Below are 16,676 nucleotides of genomic sequence, written 5' to 3'. Positions count from 1 at the left end.
TATTAACCTGACATAATCCTAATTAACAAATTTACTTTAACCAATTAAATAACTTGATTAAATTATTTTCTTATCAAGAGCAGGCGGAGGGACGAGCCCGATGAAGCCCGGCAACCGATCCAGCATTTAGCTGGGCACGGTGCTAATTCTTGCAGCGAAAGCTGAAAGATGAGAAGAGTTTAGTGTATTTTCTAACCTCTTCTTTGTGAAGAGGTTTTTTTATGGTTTTTTTATGGTTTTTTTGCACTTATATTAATGTCTAGCTCCAGCGCCTAGCCCCTCGATCGTTGTCTAGCTGCGGCTCCTAACTCCTCGAGACGTTTCGGTCCTGCCAATGAAGTCAAAGAGCGACTTCACTGTCAGGCCCTCCAACGCTTGTCGGAGTTGGGCAGTCGCCTATACTTTTCGATTTCGGTCCGCTCAATGAAGTCAAAGAACGACTTCACTGGTCAGCCCTCCAACGCTTGTCGGGGCTGGACAAGGCGCTTGCGCTTTTCTAACTGAAAGGATTGATCTACATGAGTGAAATTACAGCGACATACATAGTCCATGATGCAAAACATAACCCGGAGAAAAAAGCAGAGGGGATCGCGCTTGGGCTGACAGTGGGATCTTGGACAGATCTACCTGAACTGGACCAAAAACAATTAAAAAAACATAAGGGAAGAGTTGTTTCTGTAGAAGGTTCTGGCGTGAACACCAATTCAGACACAGTGGCGACAATCAAGATCGCTTATCCTGCCCTTAATTTTTCGCCAGATCTCCCAGCAATCCTCACAACGGTATTTGGAAAACTATCGCTTGATGGCAAGGTAAAGCTGGTAGATCTTGAATTTGGAGAAGAATTAAAGAAAGAATTTCCCGGTCCGCGCTATGGGATTGAAGGAATAAGGGAAAAGATTGGCGTTTATGACAGGCCATTGCTTATGAGCATTTTCAAAGGTGTCATCGGACGTGATATGGAGTTTCTGTTAAAACAGCTAAAAGAACAGAGTCTGGGAGGAGTCGATTTAATTAAGGATGATGAAATTCTTTTTGAGAATGAACTTACTCCTTTTGAAAAGAGGATCACTCTTGGGAAACAGGTTCTCGATGAAGTCTATGAATCTACTGGTCAAAGAACTTTATATGCTGCAAACCTGACAGGAAGGACTGCACAGCTTAGGGATAAAGCGCGAAAAGCGTCTGAGCTGGGAGCCGATGCGCTGTTGTTCAATGTGTTCGCCTACGGTTTAGATGTTTTGCAGGAACTTAGGGAAGATGAAGAAATTGGTATACCAATCATGGCTCACCCGGCAGTCAGCGGTGCGTTGGCATCAGCTGATGAATATGGCTTTTCATATTCTTTGCTTCTGGGGAAATTACTCCGCTATGCAGGAGCAGACTTCTCACTGTTCCCTTCACCTTATGGAAGTGTGGCGCTCGAAAAGCAGCAGGCGATCTCCATTGCTGAAGCACTGACTGCTGAAGATCAATTTAACAGGACTTTCCCGGTTCCATCAGCAGGTATACATCCCGGAATGGTCCCATTGCTTATAAAAGATTTCGGAGTGGATTCAATCATTAATGCCGGCGGAGGCGTACATGGTCATCCTGGTGGAGCACAGGGGGGCGGCAAGGCTTTCAGGCAGGCAATTGAAACCGTATTACAAGGAAAAACGCTTGAAGAGGGCACGCTTGATTTTGAAGAGTTGAAAATTGCTTTAGGCGTTTGGGGTTCAGCCGAGGTAGTGGCGAAATGACCCATCCAGTCATTTTTTGTGACTTCGACGGAACCGTAACCGAAAAGGACAATATCATCGCGATCATGAATCAATTTGGCCCTGAAGGATGGGACGATATAAAAGAATCAGTCCTTGATCGAACGATTTCGATCAGGGAAGGTGTAGGGAAAATGTTTTCCCTCCTTCCGGTCACCTTGCTGGAAGAAATCATCGATTTTGCCGTCAAAAATGCTAGGATTCGCTCCGGTTTTCAGGAATTCCTCGATTATGCCAGCGAAGAAGGAATCCCTGTATATATCGTAAGCGGAGGAATTGATTTTTTCATAGAACCTATCATTCAACAATTTGGCCCAATTGCTGGCATTTACTGTAATGGTTCTGATTTTTCAGGAAAAACAATCAAAATTGAATGGCCGAACAGCTGCGATGAACAATGTTCAAATGATTGCGGATGCTGTAAGCCATCAATTATGAGGAAGCTCGAAAAAAGCGGATCTTATAAAATCGTCATCGGTGATTCGGTGACCGATCTTGAAGCCGCAAAACAGGCAGATTTCGTATTAGCCAGAGATTACTTAAAAGATAAATGTGAAGAATGGGAAGTTGCACATACATCTTTTGAAACGTTTTATGACTGTATTGAAGCTTTAAAAATTAAGACAGGGGTGAAAGGATGAGTTATTTAGAAACCAAATGGGAAGAATTGGGCGACGTGAAGGCTGAACTGGCTGAACGTGATTGGTTTATGGGAACGAGTGGAAACCTTGCGATTAAAGTGAACAGCGACCCAGTGCAATTCCTTGTGACTTCAAGCGGAAAAGATAAGCGGAAACGTACTGATGAAGAATTTTTACTTGTTGACCAATTTGGTCGTCCGGTGGAGGAAACACATTTGAAGCCTTCTGCGGAAACTCTGCTTCATGTTGAGGTATACAATAAGACAAGCGCTGGATGCAGTCTTCATGTCCATACAATTGATAACAATGTCATCTCCGAGGTCTATGGAGACAGGGGCGAGGTGCAATTCCAGGGTCAGGAATTAATTAAAGCTTTCAATATTTGGGAGGAAGATGCTGTCCTCAAAATTCCCATTATTCCGAATTACTCACATATTCCAACCCTTGCTAAAGCATTCACAGAGCATGTAAAAGGAGACACTGGGGCAGTATTGATTCGTAACCATGGCATCACAGTCTGGGGAAGGAACGCCTTTGAAGCTAAAAAAATTCTCGAAGCTACTGAGTTTTTATTCCGTTACCAGTTAAGATTACTCGAGCACAAACCATTCCAATTGTTCAAGGTTGTTTAATCAGGAACTTTAGAGCAATTTCATTAAGTAAAATAAAAGACATGATATAAAGGGAGAGATTCATATGGCATTTATCGTAAAACAAAACACACAGGAAAGAATCGTTGATGAACAGCAGGTAGAGGCATTTCTGAGCGCACAGGAAGTTATCTATGAAAAGTGGCACATCCATAAGCTTCCAGCTCATCTTCAGGGAAAATTCTTGTTATCAGATGAAGATAAGCAGCAAATCCTTGAAGCTTTCAAAGTGGAGATTGAAGATATTTCTGCGCGCAGAGGCTACAAAGCTCAGGACGTCATTTCACTGTCTGACAATACACCGAATCTTGACCAGCTGCTTGCGAATTTCAAGCAGGAACACCACCACACAGATGATGAGGTAAGATTCATCGTCAGCGGCCATGGTGTGTTTGTCATCCAAGGAAAGGACGGAGAATTTTTTGAGGTTTTCCTGAATCCGGGAGACTTAATTTCTGTACCTGAAAATACACGTCATTATTTCACGCTTCAGGAAGATCGCCAGGTAGTTGCGGTAAGGATTTTTGTGACAACTGAAGGCTGGGTTCCAATTTACGGAGAGGAAAAAGTCAGCCAGTAATCATCAGGAATGCAAACATTGTCGAAGAAAAAATTTTTCGCGGTGAATATTGTCTTATTTTGCGAATCTATTTACAATCAAACAAGCATTTGCCATAATTCTTCAAGTAAACTTTTATTTATTTAAGGAATTAAAGTAGTAGAGGAGATATAGAAGTGTATCAATCGAAAAATGCTTTGTTAAAAGAAATTGATCGTGCCAGGGAATTGATGGTGGCTGTTGCAATGGAATCTGGATATACAAGTGAGGAAACAATCTATCGAAGCCAGGAACTAGATCGTTTAATTTATGAATATCAAACTTTATGCAAAGAGACGGAAATACAGCGGCAAAAAGGAAAAGTTTTGTTCAGGCAAATGATTCTGATGACAAAGAAACAATATATTTTAGCTCATGCATAAAAACATTCTACACTATAGTAAAAATTAGCCACTGCCAGGAAATCGGCAGTGGCTGAAATATTTTTATAAGAAAACTTCGATTAAAAACTCTCCCTAGTTCTTTTCAGCTCTCCATCAAAACATTGAAAATTTGCTCAAATTTTCACTTGAATGTTGCTTTGTGTGATATTTATCATATTTTTTAATTTCTATTTTATTTATTTTTAACATAGATAGGCTTTTTATATCATCATGCGACTTACTCCAATTAAGTACAGTTCAACGTACTACCATTTTAGACAATTCTAAGTTCATCAAGATCTAACCTCATTTTTTCACCATTCAAATGTACAATTTTGCTTACCACTTTTTTAATTGTTGGTACTATGCTTGTGATGCGATTCATATATCGTACTACATAGCATTTTATTTTTCATTGCCAAAGTAATCGCTTACAAGTTAATAGTTTTTCATTTTGAGGAGGGGAAAAGAGAGTATGCACATTGTCGTATGTGTCAAGCAAGTGCCCGATACAAAGATCATCAAAATCAATCCTAAAACGAATACTCTGGATAGGCGAAGCGCACCAGCAATTTTGAACCCTTATGATGCCCACGCTGTACAGGAAGCAGTCAAAATCAAGAATAAAACAGGTGGAACGATCTCTGTTTTATCAATGGGACCGCCGCAAGCTGTTGCAGTTATTAAGAAAAGCGTTGAAATAGGCGCTGACCAGGGATTCCTCATCTCAGACAGGGCGTTTGCAGGTGCAGATACCCTGGCAACAAGCTATGCACTCTCCAAAGCGCTTGAAAAAATATCAAAGGATAATCCGATAGACTTAGTCATCTGTGGCAAGCATGCGATTGATGGTGATACAGGACAAGTATGGCCCGGAATTGCACGCCGCCTAGATATACCGCCAATCACGAATGTTATTGAAGTTTCTGAGGTTAATAAGAAAGAGAAATACGTTCATATCAAGCGTAAGCAAATCGATGGCTACGAAGTCTTGCAATCACAGCTGCCATGCCTGCTGACTGTTGAAAAAGAGATTAATGACATAGAATATGCACCGCTTCCAAATATGATCAATGCTGCACGATATGAGCCGGTCATCTGGTCTGTCAATGACCTTGCAGATGTTGACAAGACTCAGCTCGGATTAAAAGGATCCCCTACGATTGTGGGCAAGATGTTCAGTCCTCCAAAACTTGAAGGCGGGAAAAGGATTGAAGGAAACGCTGATTCTCAAGTAGAACAGCTAATGGGAATTTTAATGGAAAGAAAAGATTTATTGAAATTAAAAACAGCCAACTCTTGATGCGATTTAAAAGGGGGAATAGCAGGATGGAAGAAAACCAGGGAGTCTGGGTATTCATTGAAGTAAATGAAGGGAAGATTGAAGGAGTTTCACTGGAATTACTTGGTGCGGGAAGGAAGCTTGCCGACAAGCTGGAAGTGCCGCTTTCCGGGGTTATGCTTGGCGAAGGTGTCATGCCTTTAGCAAATGAAGTAATCTATGCCGGTGCAGACCAAGTATATGTCGTTGACCATCCGGTCCTGAAGGATTATCGGACAGAGTCATTTATGAAGGGTGTCTGTACGCTGGCTGAAAAATATAAGCCGGAAATCTTCCTTTATGGAGCAACACCTAATGGAAAGGACCTGGCAAGTGCTGTTGCAACGGACTTGAGTACAGGTTTAACAGCTGATACGACGATGCTCGATGTAGATGTTGAGAAAAGGCTGCTGGAGGCAAGCCGTCCTGCCTTTGGCGGAAATATAATGGCAACCATTCTGTGTAAAAAACACAGACCACAAATGGCTACAGTACGCCCTAAAGTGATGAAGGCCCTCGAAACAGATGAAGGCAGGAAGGGAGTCATCATAGAAGAAGAGTTAGAACTTCGGGAAGAAGATATGCGCACAAAAGTACTTGAAATTGTGAAGGACGTAACAAAAAAAGCTAGCCTTGCAGAAGCACATGTCATCGTGGCTGGCGGAAAAGGATTAGGTGATATCCAGGGATTCCAGTTGATCCATGAGCTGGCTGAAGTGATTGGTGCAAGCGTCGGCGGTACGAGGGATGTGGTCGAAGCGGGATGGCTCAAGCATGAGCAGCAAATAGGCCAGACAGGCGAGACCGTTACTCCGAAAATCTATTTCGCCATCGGTATTTCAGGGGCAATCCAGCATGTTGAGGGAATGAAAAATTCTGAGCTGATCATTGCCATCAACAAGGATCCGAACGCGCCGATTTTCGATGTAGCTACATATGGCATTGTCGGCGATGCATTGGAAATTGTGCCTAAACTAATCAAACAGTTCAAAGAGCTCAGTAAAGAGAAGGGCGGGGAAATGAGCTATGTCTGAAAAATTTGATGTCATCGTCGTAGGAGCCGGCCCTGCTGGAACTTCATGTGCCTACAACTGTGCAAAAAACGGTCTTAAAGTATTGTTGATCGAGCGCGGTGAATACCCTGGATCAAAGAACGTGATGGGTGGAGTCCTTTACCGTAAACAGATGGAAGACATCATTCCGGAATTTTGGAAGGAAGCTCCTCTTGAAAGGACGGTTGTTGAACAGCGATTCTGGATGATGGATAAAGAATCGGTTGTCCAGTTTGGATATAAAGGTCTCGAATGGGCGGTTGAACCATATAATAACTTTACAGTGCTGCGTGCACAATTTGACCAATGGTTCGCACAGAAAGCTGTCGAGCAAGGTGCATTGTTGATAAACGAAACAGTTGTTACTGAATGTATTGTTGAAAATGGCAAGGTTACAGGCGTCCGTACAGATCGTCCTGATGGAGAAATATTTGCAGACGTTGTCGTACTTGCAGACGGAGTTAACTCCCTGCTTTCGAAGCAGCTTGGCTTCCATAGGGAATTCCGTCCTGATGAAGTTGCCCTTACGGTTATGGAAGTCATCAATCTGCCGAAGGATAAAATAAATGACCGCTTCAATCTTGAAGGAAACCACGGAACGACGATTGAGATTTTTGGTGACTCAACTCAAGGCAATCTTGGCACCGCCTTCCTTTATACAAACAAAGATAGCTTGAACATTGGTGTTGGCACCACACTTTCAAGCATGATCAAAGCGAAATTGAAGCCATATGAGCTGCTCGATTACCTGAAAAAACACCCAATGGTCCGTCCTTATATAGAGGGAGGGGAATCAGCCGAATACCTGGCCCACTTGATTCCTGAAGGAGGATTCAATTCTGTGCCGAGAGTTGCGGGAAATGGTGTGCTTGTAGTAGGAGATGCCGCACAGCTAGTCAATGCGATTCACCGTGAGGGCTCGAACATGGCGATGGCATCGGGACAAATGGCGGCGGAAGCGATCGTCGAGGCAAAGAAAGATGGAGACTTCAGTGAAAACAGCCTGAATCGCTATAAGGAGGCCTTATTCGGAAGCTTTATCATTAAGGACCTTGAAAAATATAAGGATGCAGCACACACCTTTGAGACGTACCCGCAATACTTCAAGGAATACCTGCCAATGATGAACAAAGCGATGAGCAAGTTCTTCACAGTCGATGGCACACCGAAGAAAGAAAAACAAAAAGAAATCATGCGCAGCGTGACAGCTGAAAAGGGAACCTTTAAGGTAATGCAAGACATCTATCGTGCCTGGAAGGCGGTGAAATAATGTCAACGACAAACATCGAGGAAAAACAATTTCTTTTAAGGTTTAAGTGTGACACCAAATCGCATCTGACCGTTTTGGACCATGACGTCTGCATGACTCAGTGCCCTGACAAACTATGTACGGTATTCTGCCCTGCTGAAGTATACAAATGGGAAGGCAAAAGAATGCAGGTAGGTTATGAAGGTTGTCACGAATGCGGCAGCTGCCGCATCGGCTGCCCATATCAGAATATCAAATGGGAATATCCAAAAGGCGGACACGGAATCGTATTCAGGCTTGCTTAATGGAAACAAGAAATCGGCGGACATATTGTTCGTCGGTTTTTTTGTTGCTTTGAATGTCTGGAAAAATGACGGGAAATTGAACCAGGCTTATGGAAAAGTCGTCATATGGCTCGACAAATGAACGGAATTGTTTGAATAGGATGAAGGGAAATACCTTTAAGAAATGGATACTAACAATTATGCTATATTCAACATATGTATGTTAATTCACAAATGGGAACAAAAAAAGGTGGAGCTATCAAGAGAGGGATAAATGAGGGAGTTAACTGATTTTTTCTTGTGGTCGCACTGCGTGAAGCTGGTCACTGAGGATCTCTTTTTCTATATTCCGCGCTGCCTCAACAGCTTCATCAAAACGGTCATACAATGTTGAAGCATATACTGGTTTTCCAGCATCATAGACTCCGGACGAATCTGAAGTATATATTGTAACGTTCCAATGGTAGTATTCCCGGCCATCTTCCTGGTGGTCTTGAAGACCAATCAGTAAATGAGTATGCAGCATGTCAGCCTGGAGATCAAGGAAGACTTTCTTGTCACTGACTCCTGCTGGCATAAGTGATTTTTTATAAAAATCGCGATACAAATTATTTTGCAATGTAAATTCACTCCTTTTACTTTAAGCTATAAATTCATTATATGTAATGATTTATAATATTTGAAGATTAATTGTTAAAATTTTTAGAAAGTTTAACAAAGTGTCAATCTTTCTTCACAATTTCTCAAATGAACAGAAATTGTGATGCCCGTCACAACCCCGGTTGCGATTGCTTCCTATAATTAAATTATCAAAGTAAATAGGAGACCGATCAGGATGACAGGGTGTATGAGTGGGATTAACCAGGATTCAAGTTTTAGATTAAGTGCGGGTCTTCAACAATTAAAAGATGAACATCCACCTCTACTGGAGATGCTTGCGAACCTTTTGGATATTTCAATGAAGATTGAGGTAGGGGAGCAGATGGAGGAGAATTTTTCGAAGCTTAGGGAATTGGTCATCGAGTTCCTTGTTGAGCTTGAACCGCATTCGGAGCGTGAAGAAGGTGTATTGTTTGAGATGATGGCTATTTATATTGGAAGGGAAATGGGACCAATTGCTGTAATGGAATATGAACATGACCAGGCAAAACGCTTCATTGGAACCTTCCTACACAATACGAAGGATCGAACAACAGGCTTTTCAAGAGAGAAAATGATTGAAAATGCACAAATGATAAAAAATGCGAACCACACTTTGGTGAGCCATTTCGCTAAAGAAGAGAGCATCCTTTTCCCAATGGCTGAGAATATGTTCAGCGAGGAAGAAAAGCAGGAGCTGGCAGAGCGTATCAAATTAATTTAATTTAATTGTAACTAAAAAGGGTGAAGCCATCACAGCATCACCCTTTTTGTATATAAATTAAGCTTCAGTAATCGTCACAAGCTTAATGTCTTTCGTATCGAATCTATAAAAAACATGATCCTCACCTGTGAATTCAATCTGGCCTTCTTGATCCTTGGCATCCTGGATGGCTTCTGAAATGTTTTCCACCTCGATTGGTCGTGAAACTTTAAAATCTTTTTCAAAAAAATAGTTAATCTTAAATTTAGACATGTTGATCTCCCCTTCTTTTTATCCTCATTTTCTTTGTTCCTTAACAGGAGCATGCCTAAACATAAATAATGCAAATGGAATAATTTTGTTAGGCTCTTTCTTGAGATTTGTAGCTTATCAACTAATTATTGGAACCTTGTGTAGAAGTGTTCTTGAAAGAGGCTTTTAATCATTATTCCATTCAGCAAGTTGTTCATCTTTTGGAAGGAACAAGGTCAATATTCCGAGCAAGGGAAGGAATCCGACACTGATGATCATCAATGGCATACCGATCAAGTCAGCAAGATACCCGAGTCCCACAGAACCAATGGCGCCCATTCCGAAAGCGAGACCTACCGTCAGCCCTGCCATCGTCCCGATTTTACCGGGAACCAGCTCCTGGGCATATACCACTGTAACAGAAAAGCTCGACATCAGGATGAATCCGCTGATCGTCAGCAAAGCGAATGCGACTGAATATGGCATAAATGGAATGATTGCCGAAAGAGGCGCAGTAGCAATCATCGAAAGAAAGATAATGTTCTTCTTGCCGAAGCGGTCTGCGAGCGGACCTCCGAAAAAAGTCCCGAACGCACCTGCAACAAGGAATGCAAACAGGAAAATCTGCGCCTCTTTAATCGAGAGTCCATATTTGTCAATTGCATAAAATGCATAGAAGTTCGTCATCCCTGAAATATACCAGGACCGCGCAAAAATCAAAAATAAGATCAGGACCAGCGCAATTTTGATATTTTTCGAAATTCCTTTATTCACTTGTTCGCTGGCCTGCTTTGCTTTGGCGGTTATTTTTTCATAATCGAGCTTGCGGCTGTACCAGGCTGCAATATATAAAAGCAGACCAACAGCGATTGCCGCTACAAGCGTAAACCAAACTGCTCCAAATTGACCGAGCGGGACGAGGATGAGCGCTGTAATCAGTGGCGCAAGTGCCTGTCCGGAATTGCCCCCAACCTGATAAATGGATTGAGCTAATCCCCTGCGAGGTCCGGCTGCCATATAGGCAACCCTGGAACCCTCTGGGTGGAATACAGCTGAGCCAAGACCAATGAATAAAACCGAAAGAATAACAAATACAAAGCTCGGAGCGAATGCCAGTCCCAGAACACCGAACATCGTCGAAGTCAACCCAAGCGGAAGGGCATAAGGCATTGGCTTTTTGTCGGTAGCCATCCCAATCAGTGGCTGGAGAATCGAAGAAACGATATTCAAAGAAAAGGCAATCATCCCTAATTGAGTGAATGAAAGGCCCATTGATTTTTCAAGAATGGGGAACATGGCAGGAATGACAGATTGGATGGAATCGTTTAATAAATGTACTAACCCGATAATGAAGAGTATTTTATAAGCAGTATCGTTTTGATTCTGCGGTTTCGTACTGACCGCGGCAGCTAATTGGGTCATGATTGTCTCCTTTTGAAATTATTTCGGTTTCCTAGATATCATTTTACAAAAAAAGTCACGAGATAAAAATAGCTTTTCTATTGAAATTTATGGTCTAATAAAAATTAGAAAATACAGATTATTTAACAAAGGGGACTATTGTATGGAAAAAGCTGTGAGTTCATTGATGAACGAGGAGATTTTAAATCATTTTCTAGAGTGTTTCGGCCTGGATAAAGAAGTGAAAAAGCTTGGTGATTTTGAAAATTATGTTTATGAAACATATAAAAACGGTCATCCCTATATCATGAGACTCACGCATAGCTCCCACAGAGTCCACGATGAGATTCTATCCGAATTGGACTGGATGAGGCATTTGAATAACAGTGGTCTGTCGGTCCCTGAGGTTTTTTCTTCGGTACACGGAAATCTTGCAGAAGAAATTTTGGCAGCAGATAATAGTCAATTCTTTGCTTGTGTGTATGCAAAAGCACCGGGTGCTGCAGTCAGTGTACGCTCAGAACAATTCAATGAAGACCTGTTCAGGATATAGGGTGAAACAACAGGAAGAATGCATCATGCTACAAAATCCTATAAGCCGTCTTCAGGCATTAAAGCACGCAGCAGCTGGGATAAGGACGAGCTTCTATCAGTTGAGAAATACTTCCCTTCTGACGAGCGGGGGTTAGTGGAAAATGCGAAAGAGGTGATTGCTGAGATTTCCGCGCTTCCTAAGACTATCGATAATTACGGCATCATTCATACCGACATTCATTCGGGGAATTTTTTTTATGATGGAAAACAGATTCACGTATTCGATTTTGATGATGCAAGTTACCATTGGTTCACTTCAGATCTCGCAATCCCTTTGTATTATTCAATTATTTATCAAATCCCAGCCAGCGAGGAAGCGGCGCGGAATCGCTTTAGCCAGTTGTTTCTAAAAACTTTTATCGAAGGGTATAGAAAAGCGAACCAGCTGCCAGAAGGCTGGAAGGAGCAGGTCCCTTTGTTCTTGATGCTTCGCGATATTGTCCTGTACGCAGTTTTGCATAAAAAAATCGCCCCAGATGACAGGGACGAAAGATTACAGGCGATGATGGAAGAAATCGCAGATCGAATCAGGAATAAACAGCCGATTATTACAATTAAAATATAAAAGGAAAACACCAGGTTGTTTCTGGTGTTTTAGGATGGAGTTTGGGTGTGTATTTTACCTTGTGAAATGTCCATCTTCAACTCTTGTCGCAGCTGACGAAGTGGCTTGCGCTTTTCTTATCACCATCCACGGCTGGCACCGCCGCCTCCGGAAGATCCGCCACCGCCGCCTCGCGGACCACCACCACCACCGCCGCCTCTTGATATGATTGATAACAAAAGGTAGGTGAGGGTGCCGCCAAAGAACATAAAATCGAGGACTACGACGCCGATTACGATGATGATGAGCAGCCAGGATGGTATGGGCAAGTCCTGCTGCTGGGCATCACGAGGAGCAGTCCCGAATTCATTAGTTCCTGAGACTTCGTTTGCAAGTGCCTGATACGCATTCATGACAGCAAGGCTTGGCTGCCCATTTTGCAGGTGGGGAATCGCAAATTCATCAAGGATTCGCCCAGCCTTGCCGTCAGGGATAATTCCTTCAAGTCCATACCCGACTTCTATCCTGATTTTCTTTTCCTGCATAGCTATTACAAGCAGCACACCATTATCGTTTTCTTGCGTTCCAAGCCCAAATTTTCGGTAAGCTTCAACAGAATATTCTTCGATACTTGACTCTCCGATCGACTCAACCGTAAGGACCGCAATCTGGGAAGTAGTCTGGTCTTCAATCGATCTTCCGATGTTTTTTAATTGTATTTCCTCGTTCTCACTTAAAACATTTGCGAAATCCTGGACATAAATATCACCAACTGGAGCAGGTATCTCATTTGGTGCCGCGATTGCCCCGGCCGGGAGCAGAAATAGCAAGATGCCAAGTATTACTGCAAGGTCAGGGAATCTTTTTTTGTTCATCGTCAGCCTCCAAAATCAACCTCAGGGGCTTCCTGTGCCTGAGGGTCTGCCTTGAAGTATTCCTTCTCATCAAAACCTGTTATGTTTGCAATAATGGCACCTGGAAATTGCTTTACTTTCCTGTTGAATACGGATACCTGGTCATTATAATCCTTCCTGGCCACAGCCAATCTGTTCTCAGTTCCCGCAAGCTCATCCATCAGTTGAGTGAACTGCTTGTCCGCCTTCAGGTTTGGATAGTTCTCAACAACCACAAGCAAGCGGCTTAATGCGCCGGACAACTCGGCATTAGCGGTCGCCTGTTCTTCGGGTGTATTTGCTCCGGCTAACCTTGCGCGTGCATCTGAAATAGATTGTATGACTTCTTTTTCATGAGCTGCATAACCCTTGACTGAGTTGACAAGGTTAGGGATTAGATCGAGCCTTCTCTGAAGCTGGTTCTCTACCTGAGCATACGCATTATTGACATTCTCTTCTTCAGCCACGAAGTTATTGTAACTGCCAACTCCCATCATGATAAAAATTCCTAATAATACGAACAAGCCGATAACAATTCCTAAACCCTTTTTCATTCAAGCCACTCCTAATTCATTGTTGTGTTGATGACCGTATTTTTCCCTCAATTGCGTGAGTTTTAAACTTAGTACTGAGGATATTCTCTTGCGGCAGGACCGGTAATCCCTATTTTTAGAGACATTAATTAGTTTTTCTTATAAAATTAAGGGAAATACTGATAAAAACAACAAATTCAGATATACTCTATTTATGACTTAGTCGTTTAAGGTAAAGGAATGAAATTGAATGAACATTGAAAATGAAAAATCTTTAAAGTTATTTATTGTATTATCGAGAGCATACAGAGCTGTTAATGAAAAGGTGAACAAGGTCATCCAAAAAAATGGTCTCAACCCGACTGAATTTGCTGTTCTTGAACTCCTATATCACAAGGGTGAACAGCCATTGCAGCAAATCGGGGGGAAGATTCTGCTGGCAAGCGGCAGTATTACCTATGTTGTCGATAAACTTGAAGAAAAGGGATACTTAAATAGAGTAGCCTGCCCGAAAGACCGCAGGGTAACATATGCGAAAATTTCTGATGATGGAAGAAAATTGATAGAGGAAATTTTTCCAGAACATAGCGCATTGATCCATGATCTTATGGATAGCCTGAATGATGATGAAAAAGATTCAGCAATTGAATTGTTAAAAAAGCTGGGTCTTTCTGTAAGCAAATATTAAAAACGGCAGAAGCCGTTTTTTTATTGTTTTTTTCTTGTATTTGATGAAAAGAACAAGTAATTAAAAGGAAAACAAGGAATATCCGTAGAATAGGATAGAGATGGGATGAGCATACATCCCTTATAAAGGTAAAGGGGGCAATACCATGAAATTTGAGCAATATACATATACACGTCCGAATTTGGATGAGGTCTCTGCCAAGTTCGATAAACTGCTTGAACAATTCAATAATGCTGGATCTGTTGAGGAACAAAGCATAGCGATGAATGGAATCAACGATTTGCGTAACGATGTTGGAACCATGTTCAATCTTTGCTATATTCGCCATTCAATTGATACCGAGGATGAATTCTATAAGCAGGAGCAGGATTTCCTGGACGAACTCGCTCCACAGGTAGAAGGTTTGGTAACAAAGTATTATGAATCACTTATTTCATCTCGTTACCGTGATGAGCTTGAAGCAAAATGGGGTCGTCAGCTATTCGCTCTGGCTGAAGCTCAATTAAAACAATTCTCACCAGAATTAGTTCCATTGATGCAGAAGGAAAATAAGCTTTCAACTGAGTATACAAAACTAGTGGCATCAGCAAAAATTATGTTTGAAGGCGAAGAGCGTACACTTGCGCAGCTTGATCCTTTTACCGAGTCGAAAGATCGTGAAACGAGAAAGAAAGCAAGTGAAGCGAAATTCGCATTCTTCTCTGAGCACGGAGAAGAATTTGACCGCATTTATGATGAACTTGTAAAAGTCAGGACAGAAATGGCCCACAAACTTGGCTACAGCAACTTTGTAGAGTTGGCATACTACCGAATGTTCCGCACTGATTATGACAGCAGCATGGTAGCAGCCTTCAGAGACCAGGTCCACAAATACATTGTACCGCTTGCAACAAAGCTAAAGGAACGACAGAAGAACCGTATCGGTGCCGAAGAATTAAGATACTATGATGAGCCATTCGGATTCAAAACCGGGAATGCAGCACCAAAGGGAACTCCTGAGTGGATCATTGAAAACGGGCAGAAAATGTATGATGAGCTGTCGCCAGAGACAGGTGGATTTTTCCGTTACATGAATGAAAATAACCTGATGGACCTTGTCGCAAAGAAAGGTAAAGCTGGCGGCGGATATTGCACATACATTGAGAATTATAAGTCACCATACATATTCTCGAATTTTAACGGAACCTCAGGTGATATTGATGTCCTGACACATGAAGCAGTCCACGCCTTCCAGGTATATTCTAGCCGTCATTTTGAAATTCCGGAATATAATTGGCCAACTTATGAAGCTTGCGAAATCCACTCAATGAGCATGGAATTCTTTACTTAGCCATGGATGGACCTATTTTTCAAGGAAGATACCGATAAATATAAATTCTCACACCTAAGCAGTGGTTTATTATTCATGCCATACGGAGTATCTGTTGACGAATTCCAGCATTGGGTGTACGAAAATCCGGAAGCTACACCTGCAGAAAGAAAGCAGCAATGGCGTGAGATCGAGAAGAAGTACCTCCCGCATAAAGATTATGATGGAAATACTTATTTAGAAGAAGGCGGATTCTGGCAACGACAGGGTCATATTTATAATTCACCTTTTTACTATATCGATTACACACTTGCGCAAATTTGTGCATTCCAGTTCTGGAAGCGTTCAAGAGAAAATCAGGAAGAAGCATGGAAGGATTACGCTAACCTGTGCAAGCTGGGAGGAAGCATGGCTTTCACTGACCTTGTCAAGGAAGCAAACCTTATTTCCCCATTTGAAGAAGGCTGTGTTGAATCAGTAATTGGCGAAATTGAAAGTTGGCTTAATTCTGTTGACGACAGTAAGCTATAAATAGGAAAAGCGAAGCTCTTAGCGGCTTCGTTTCAGACTGCAGACAAAAATCAGTTGTCTGCAGTTTTTTTGGTAGTTTTTTTAATTTGCATTGTTGTATTCGTTATCATTACGTTAGTAAAGGTTCCTAATAGAGGTGAAAAAGCTTACATAAGGGTAAGATACAGCAAAAACGATACCCTTATAGAGGTGAAATACCTTGCATAAGGATAAGATACGGCAAGAACGATATCCTTATAGAGATGAAAAAGTTTTCATAAGGGTAAGATACAGCAAGAACGATACCCTTATAGAGGTGAAATACCTTGCATAAGGGTAAGATACAGCAAGAACGATACCCTTATAGAGGTGAAATACCTTGCATAAGGATAAGATACGGCAAGAACGATACCCTTATAGAGGTGAAAAAGCTTACATAAGGGTAAGATACAGCAAGAATGATACCCTTATAGAGGTGAAATACCTTGCATAAGGATAAGATACAGCAAGAATGATACCCTTATAGAGGTGAAAAAGCTTGCATAAGGGTAAGATACGGCAAGAACGATATCCTTATAGAGGTGAAAAAGCTTACATAAGGGTAAGATACGGCAAGAACGATACCCTTATAGAGGTGAAAAAGCTAACATAAGGGTAAGATACGGCAAGAAC

Annotated in this window: 16 protein-coding genes, 2 pseudogenes and 1 riboswitch; of the genes and pseudogenes, 13 read left to right on the top strand and 5 right to left on the bottom strand. The window is 41.9% G+C overall.

Annotated features, from left to right (window positions below):
- The first annotated feature begins 67 nt into the window (after window positions 1-67).
- Window positions 68-175, top strand: a riboswitch (SAM riboswitch).
- A gap of 343 nt (window positions 176-518) precedes the next feature.
- The 9 genes from mtnW to LC048_RS14365 all read left to right on the top strand — a co-directional run bounded on the left by mtnW (window position 519) and on the right by LC048_RS14365 (window position 7,959).
- Window positions 519-1,742 (top strand): 2,3-diketo-5-methylthiopentyl-1-phosphate enolase, encoded by a 1,224-nt coding sequence (gene mtnW / locus LC048_RS14405; RefSeq protein ID WP_226600327.1) that lies wholly within the window; start codon window positions 519-521, stop codon window positions 1,740-1,742.
- Window positions 1,739-2,401 (top strand): 2-hydroxy-3-keto-5-methylthiopentenyl-1-phosphate phosphatase, encoded by a 663-nt coding sequence (locus LC048_RS14400; RefSeq protein ID WP_226600328.1) that lies wholly within the window; start codon window positions 1,739-1,741, stop codon window positions 2,399-2,401. Before mtnW ends, LC048_RS14400 begins: the two co-directional genes overlap by 4 nt.
- Complete coding sequence (locus tag LC048_RS14395) at window positions 2,398-3,033, top strand: methylthioribulose 1-phosphate dehydratase (RefSeq protein WP_226600329.1); 636 nt, start codon at window positions 2,398-2,400, stop codon at window positions 3,031-3,033. The genes LC048_RS14400 and LC048_RS14395 overlap by 4 nt, the downstream gene beginning before the upstream one ends.
- 64 nt (window positions 3,034-3,097) lie before the next feature.
- Window positions 3,098-3,631 (top strand): 1,2-dihydroxy-3-keto-5-methylthiopentene dioxygenase, encoded by a 534-nt coding sequence (locus LC048_RS14390; RefSeq protein ID WP_226600330.1) that lies wholly within the window; start codon window positions 3,098-3,100, stop codon window positions 3,629-3,631.
- A 155-nt stretch (window positions 3,632-3,786) separates the two neighbouring features.
- A complete protein-coding gene (locus LC048_RS14385) occupies window positions 3,787-4,032 on the top strand; it encodes an aspartyl-phosphate phosphatase Spo0E family protein (RefSeq protein ID WP_226600331.1) in 246 nt (81 codons plus the stop codon).
- Between the two features lie 475 nt (window positions 4,033-4,507).
- The gene (locus LC048_RS14380) at window positions 4,508-5,335 is read left to right on the top strand and encodes an electron transfer flavoprotein subunit beta/FixA family protein (RefSeq protein WP_306047973.1); all 828 of its coding nucleotides are present in this window, start codon (window positions 4,508-4,510) and stop codon (window positions 5,333-5,335) included.
- A 26-nt stretch (window positions 5,336-5,361) separates the two neighbouring features.
- Window positions 5,362-6,387, top strand: a complete 1,026-nt coding sequence (locus LC048_RS14375; RefSeq protein ID WP_226600333.1) for an electron transfer flavoprotein subunit alpha/FixB family protein — start codon at window positions 5,362-5,364, stop codon at window positions 6,385-6,387.
- Window positions 6,380-7,675: an FAD-dependent oxidoreductase gene (locus LC048_RS14370; RefSeq protein ID WP_306047972.1), complete on the top strand. Its 1,296-nt coding sequence runs from the start codon at window positions 6,380-6,382 to the stop codon at window positions 7,673-7,675. Before LC048_RS14375 ends, LC048_RS14370 begins: the two co-directional genes overlap by 8 nt.
- The gene (locus LC048_RS14365) at window positions 7,675-7,959 is read left to right on the top strand and encodes a ferredoxin family protein (protein ID WP_023615122.1); all 285 of its coding nucleotides are present in this window, start codon (window positions 7,675-7,677) and stop codon (window positions 7,957-7,959) included. Before LC048_RS14370 ends, LC048_RS14365 begins: the two co-directional genes overlap by 1 nt.
- A gap of 262 nt (window positions 7,960-8,221) precedes the next feature.
- Here the strand turns inward: LC048_RS14365 and LC048_RS14360 are convergent, their stop codons facing one another.
- Window positions 8,222-8,557, bottom strand: coding sequence for a hypothetical protein (locus LC048_RS14360; RefSeq protein ID WP_306047971.1), 336 nt, complete (start codon window positions 8,555-8,557; stop codon window positions 8,222-8,224).
- A 228-nt stretch (window positions 8,558-8,785) separates the two neighbouring features.
- Between LC048_RS14360 and LC048_RS14355 the strand changes: the two genes are divergently transcribed.
- Window positions 8,786-9,301: a hemerythrin domain-containing protein gene (locus LC048_RS14355; protein WP_306047970.1), complete on the top strand. Its 516-nt coding sequence runs from the start codon at window positions 8,786-8,788 to the stop codon at window positions 9,299-9,301.
- A 57-nt stretch (window positions 9,302-9,358) separates the two neighbouring features.
- On the opposite strand, the gene LC048_RS14350 is transcribed toward LC048_RS14355, so the two are convergent.
- Together LC048_RS14350 and LC048_RS14345 are read right to left on the bottom strand one after the other, a co-directional pair.
- A complete protein-coding gene (locus LC048_RS14350; protein ID WP_226600337.1) occupies window positions 9,359-9,553 on the bottom strand; it encodes a hypothetical protein in 195 nt (64 codons plus the stop codon).
- 165 nt (window positions 9,554-9,718) lie between these two features.
- On the bottom strand, window positions 9,719-10,954 hold the full coding sequence (locus LC048_RS14345; protein ID WP_226600338.1) for an MFS transporter: 1,236 nt from the start codon (window positions 10,952-10,954) through the stop codon (window positions 9,719-9,721).
- A 142-nt stretch (window positions 10,955-11,096) separates the two neighbouring features.
- Between LC048_RS14345 and LC048_RS14340 the strand changes: the two are divergent.
- A pseudogene (locus tag LC048_RS14340) lies at window positions 11,097-12,092 on the top strand (phosphotransferase enzyme family protein).
- A 119-nt stretch (window positions 12,093-12,211) separates the two neighbouring features.
- Here LC048_RS14340 and LC048_RS14335 read toward each other — a convergent pair.
- A complete protein-coding gene (locus LC048_RS14335) occupies window positions 12,212-12,946 on the bottom strand; it encodes a TPM domain-containing protein (RefSeq protein WP_306047969.1) in 735 nt (244 codons plus the stop codon).
- 2 nt (window positions 12,947-12,948) lie between these two features.
- A complete protein-coding gene (locus LC048_RS14330; protein WP_226600342.1) occupies window positions 12,949-13,518 on the bottom strand; it encodes a LemA family protein in 570 nt (189 codons plus the stop codon).
- Window positions 13,519-13,747: 229 nt separating this feature from the next.
- Between LC048_RS14330 and LC048_RS14325 the strand changes: the two genes are divergently transcribed.
- Window positions 13,748-14,185 carry a MarR family winged helix-turn-helix transcriptional regulator gene (locus LC048_RS14325; RefSeq protein ID WP_226600343.1) on the top strand — a complete coding sequence of 146 codons (438 nt, stop codon included), beginning with the start codon at window positions 13,748-13,750 and terminating at the stop codon, window positions 14,183-14,185.
- A 145-nt stretch (window positions 14,186-14,330) separates the two neighbouring features.
- A pseudogene (locus tag LC048_RS14320) lies at window positions 14,331-16,025 on the top strand (M3 family oligoendopeptidase).
- Window positions 16,026-16,676: the final 651 nt, after the last annotated feature.

Origin of the sequence: Mesobacillus subterraneus, from assembly GCF_020524355.2 — a bacterium.
GTDB classification, from domain to species: Bacteria; Bacillota; Bacilli; order Bacillales; family Cytobacillaceae; genus Mesobacillus; species Mesobacillus subterraneus_C.
Note: the sequence above shows the minus strand (reverse complement) of the source record. Positions and strands in the feature narration are given on the sequence as shown.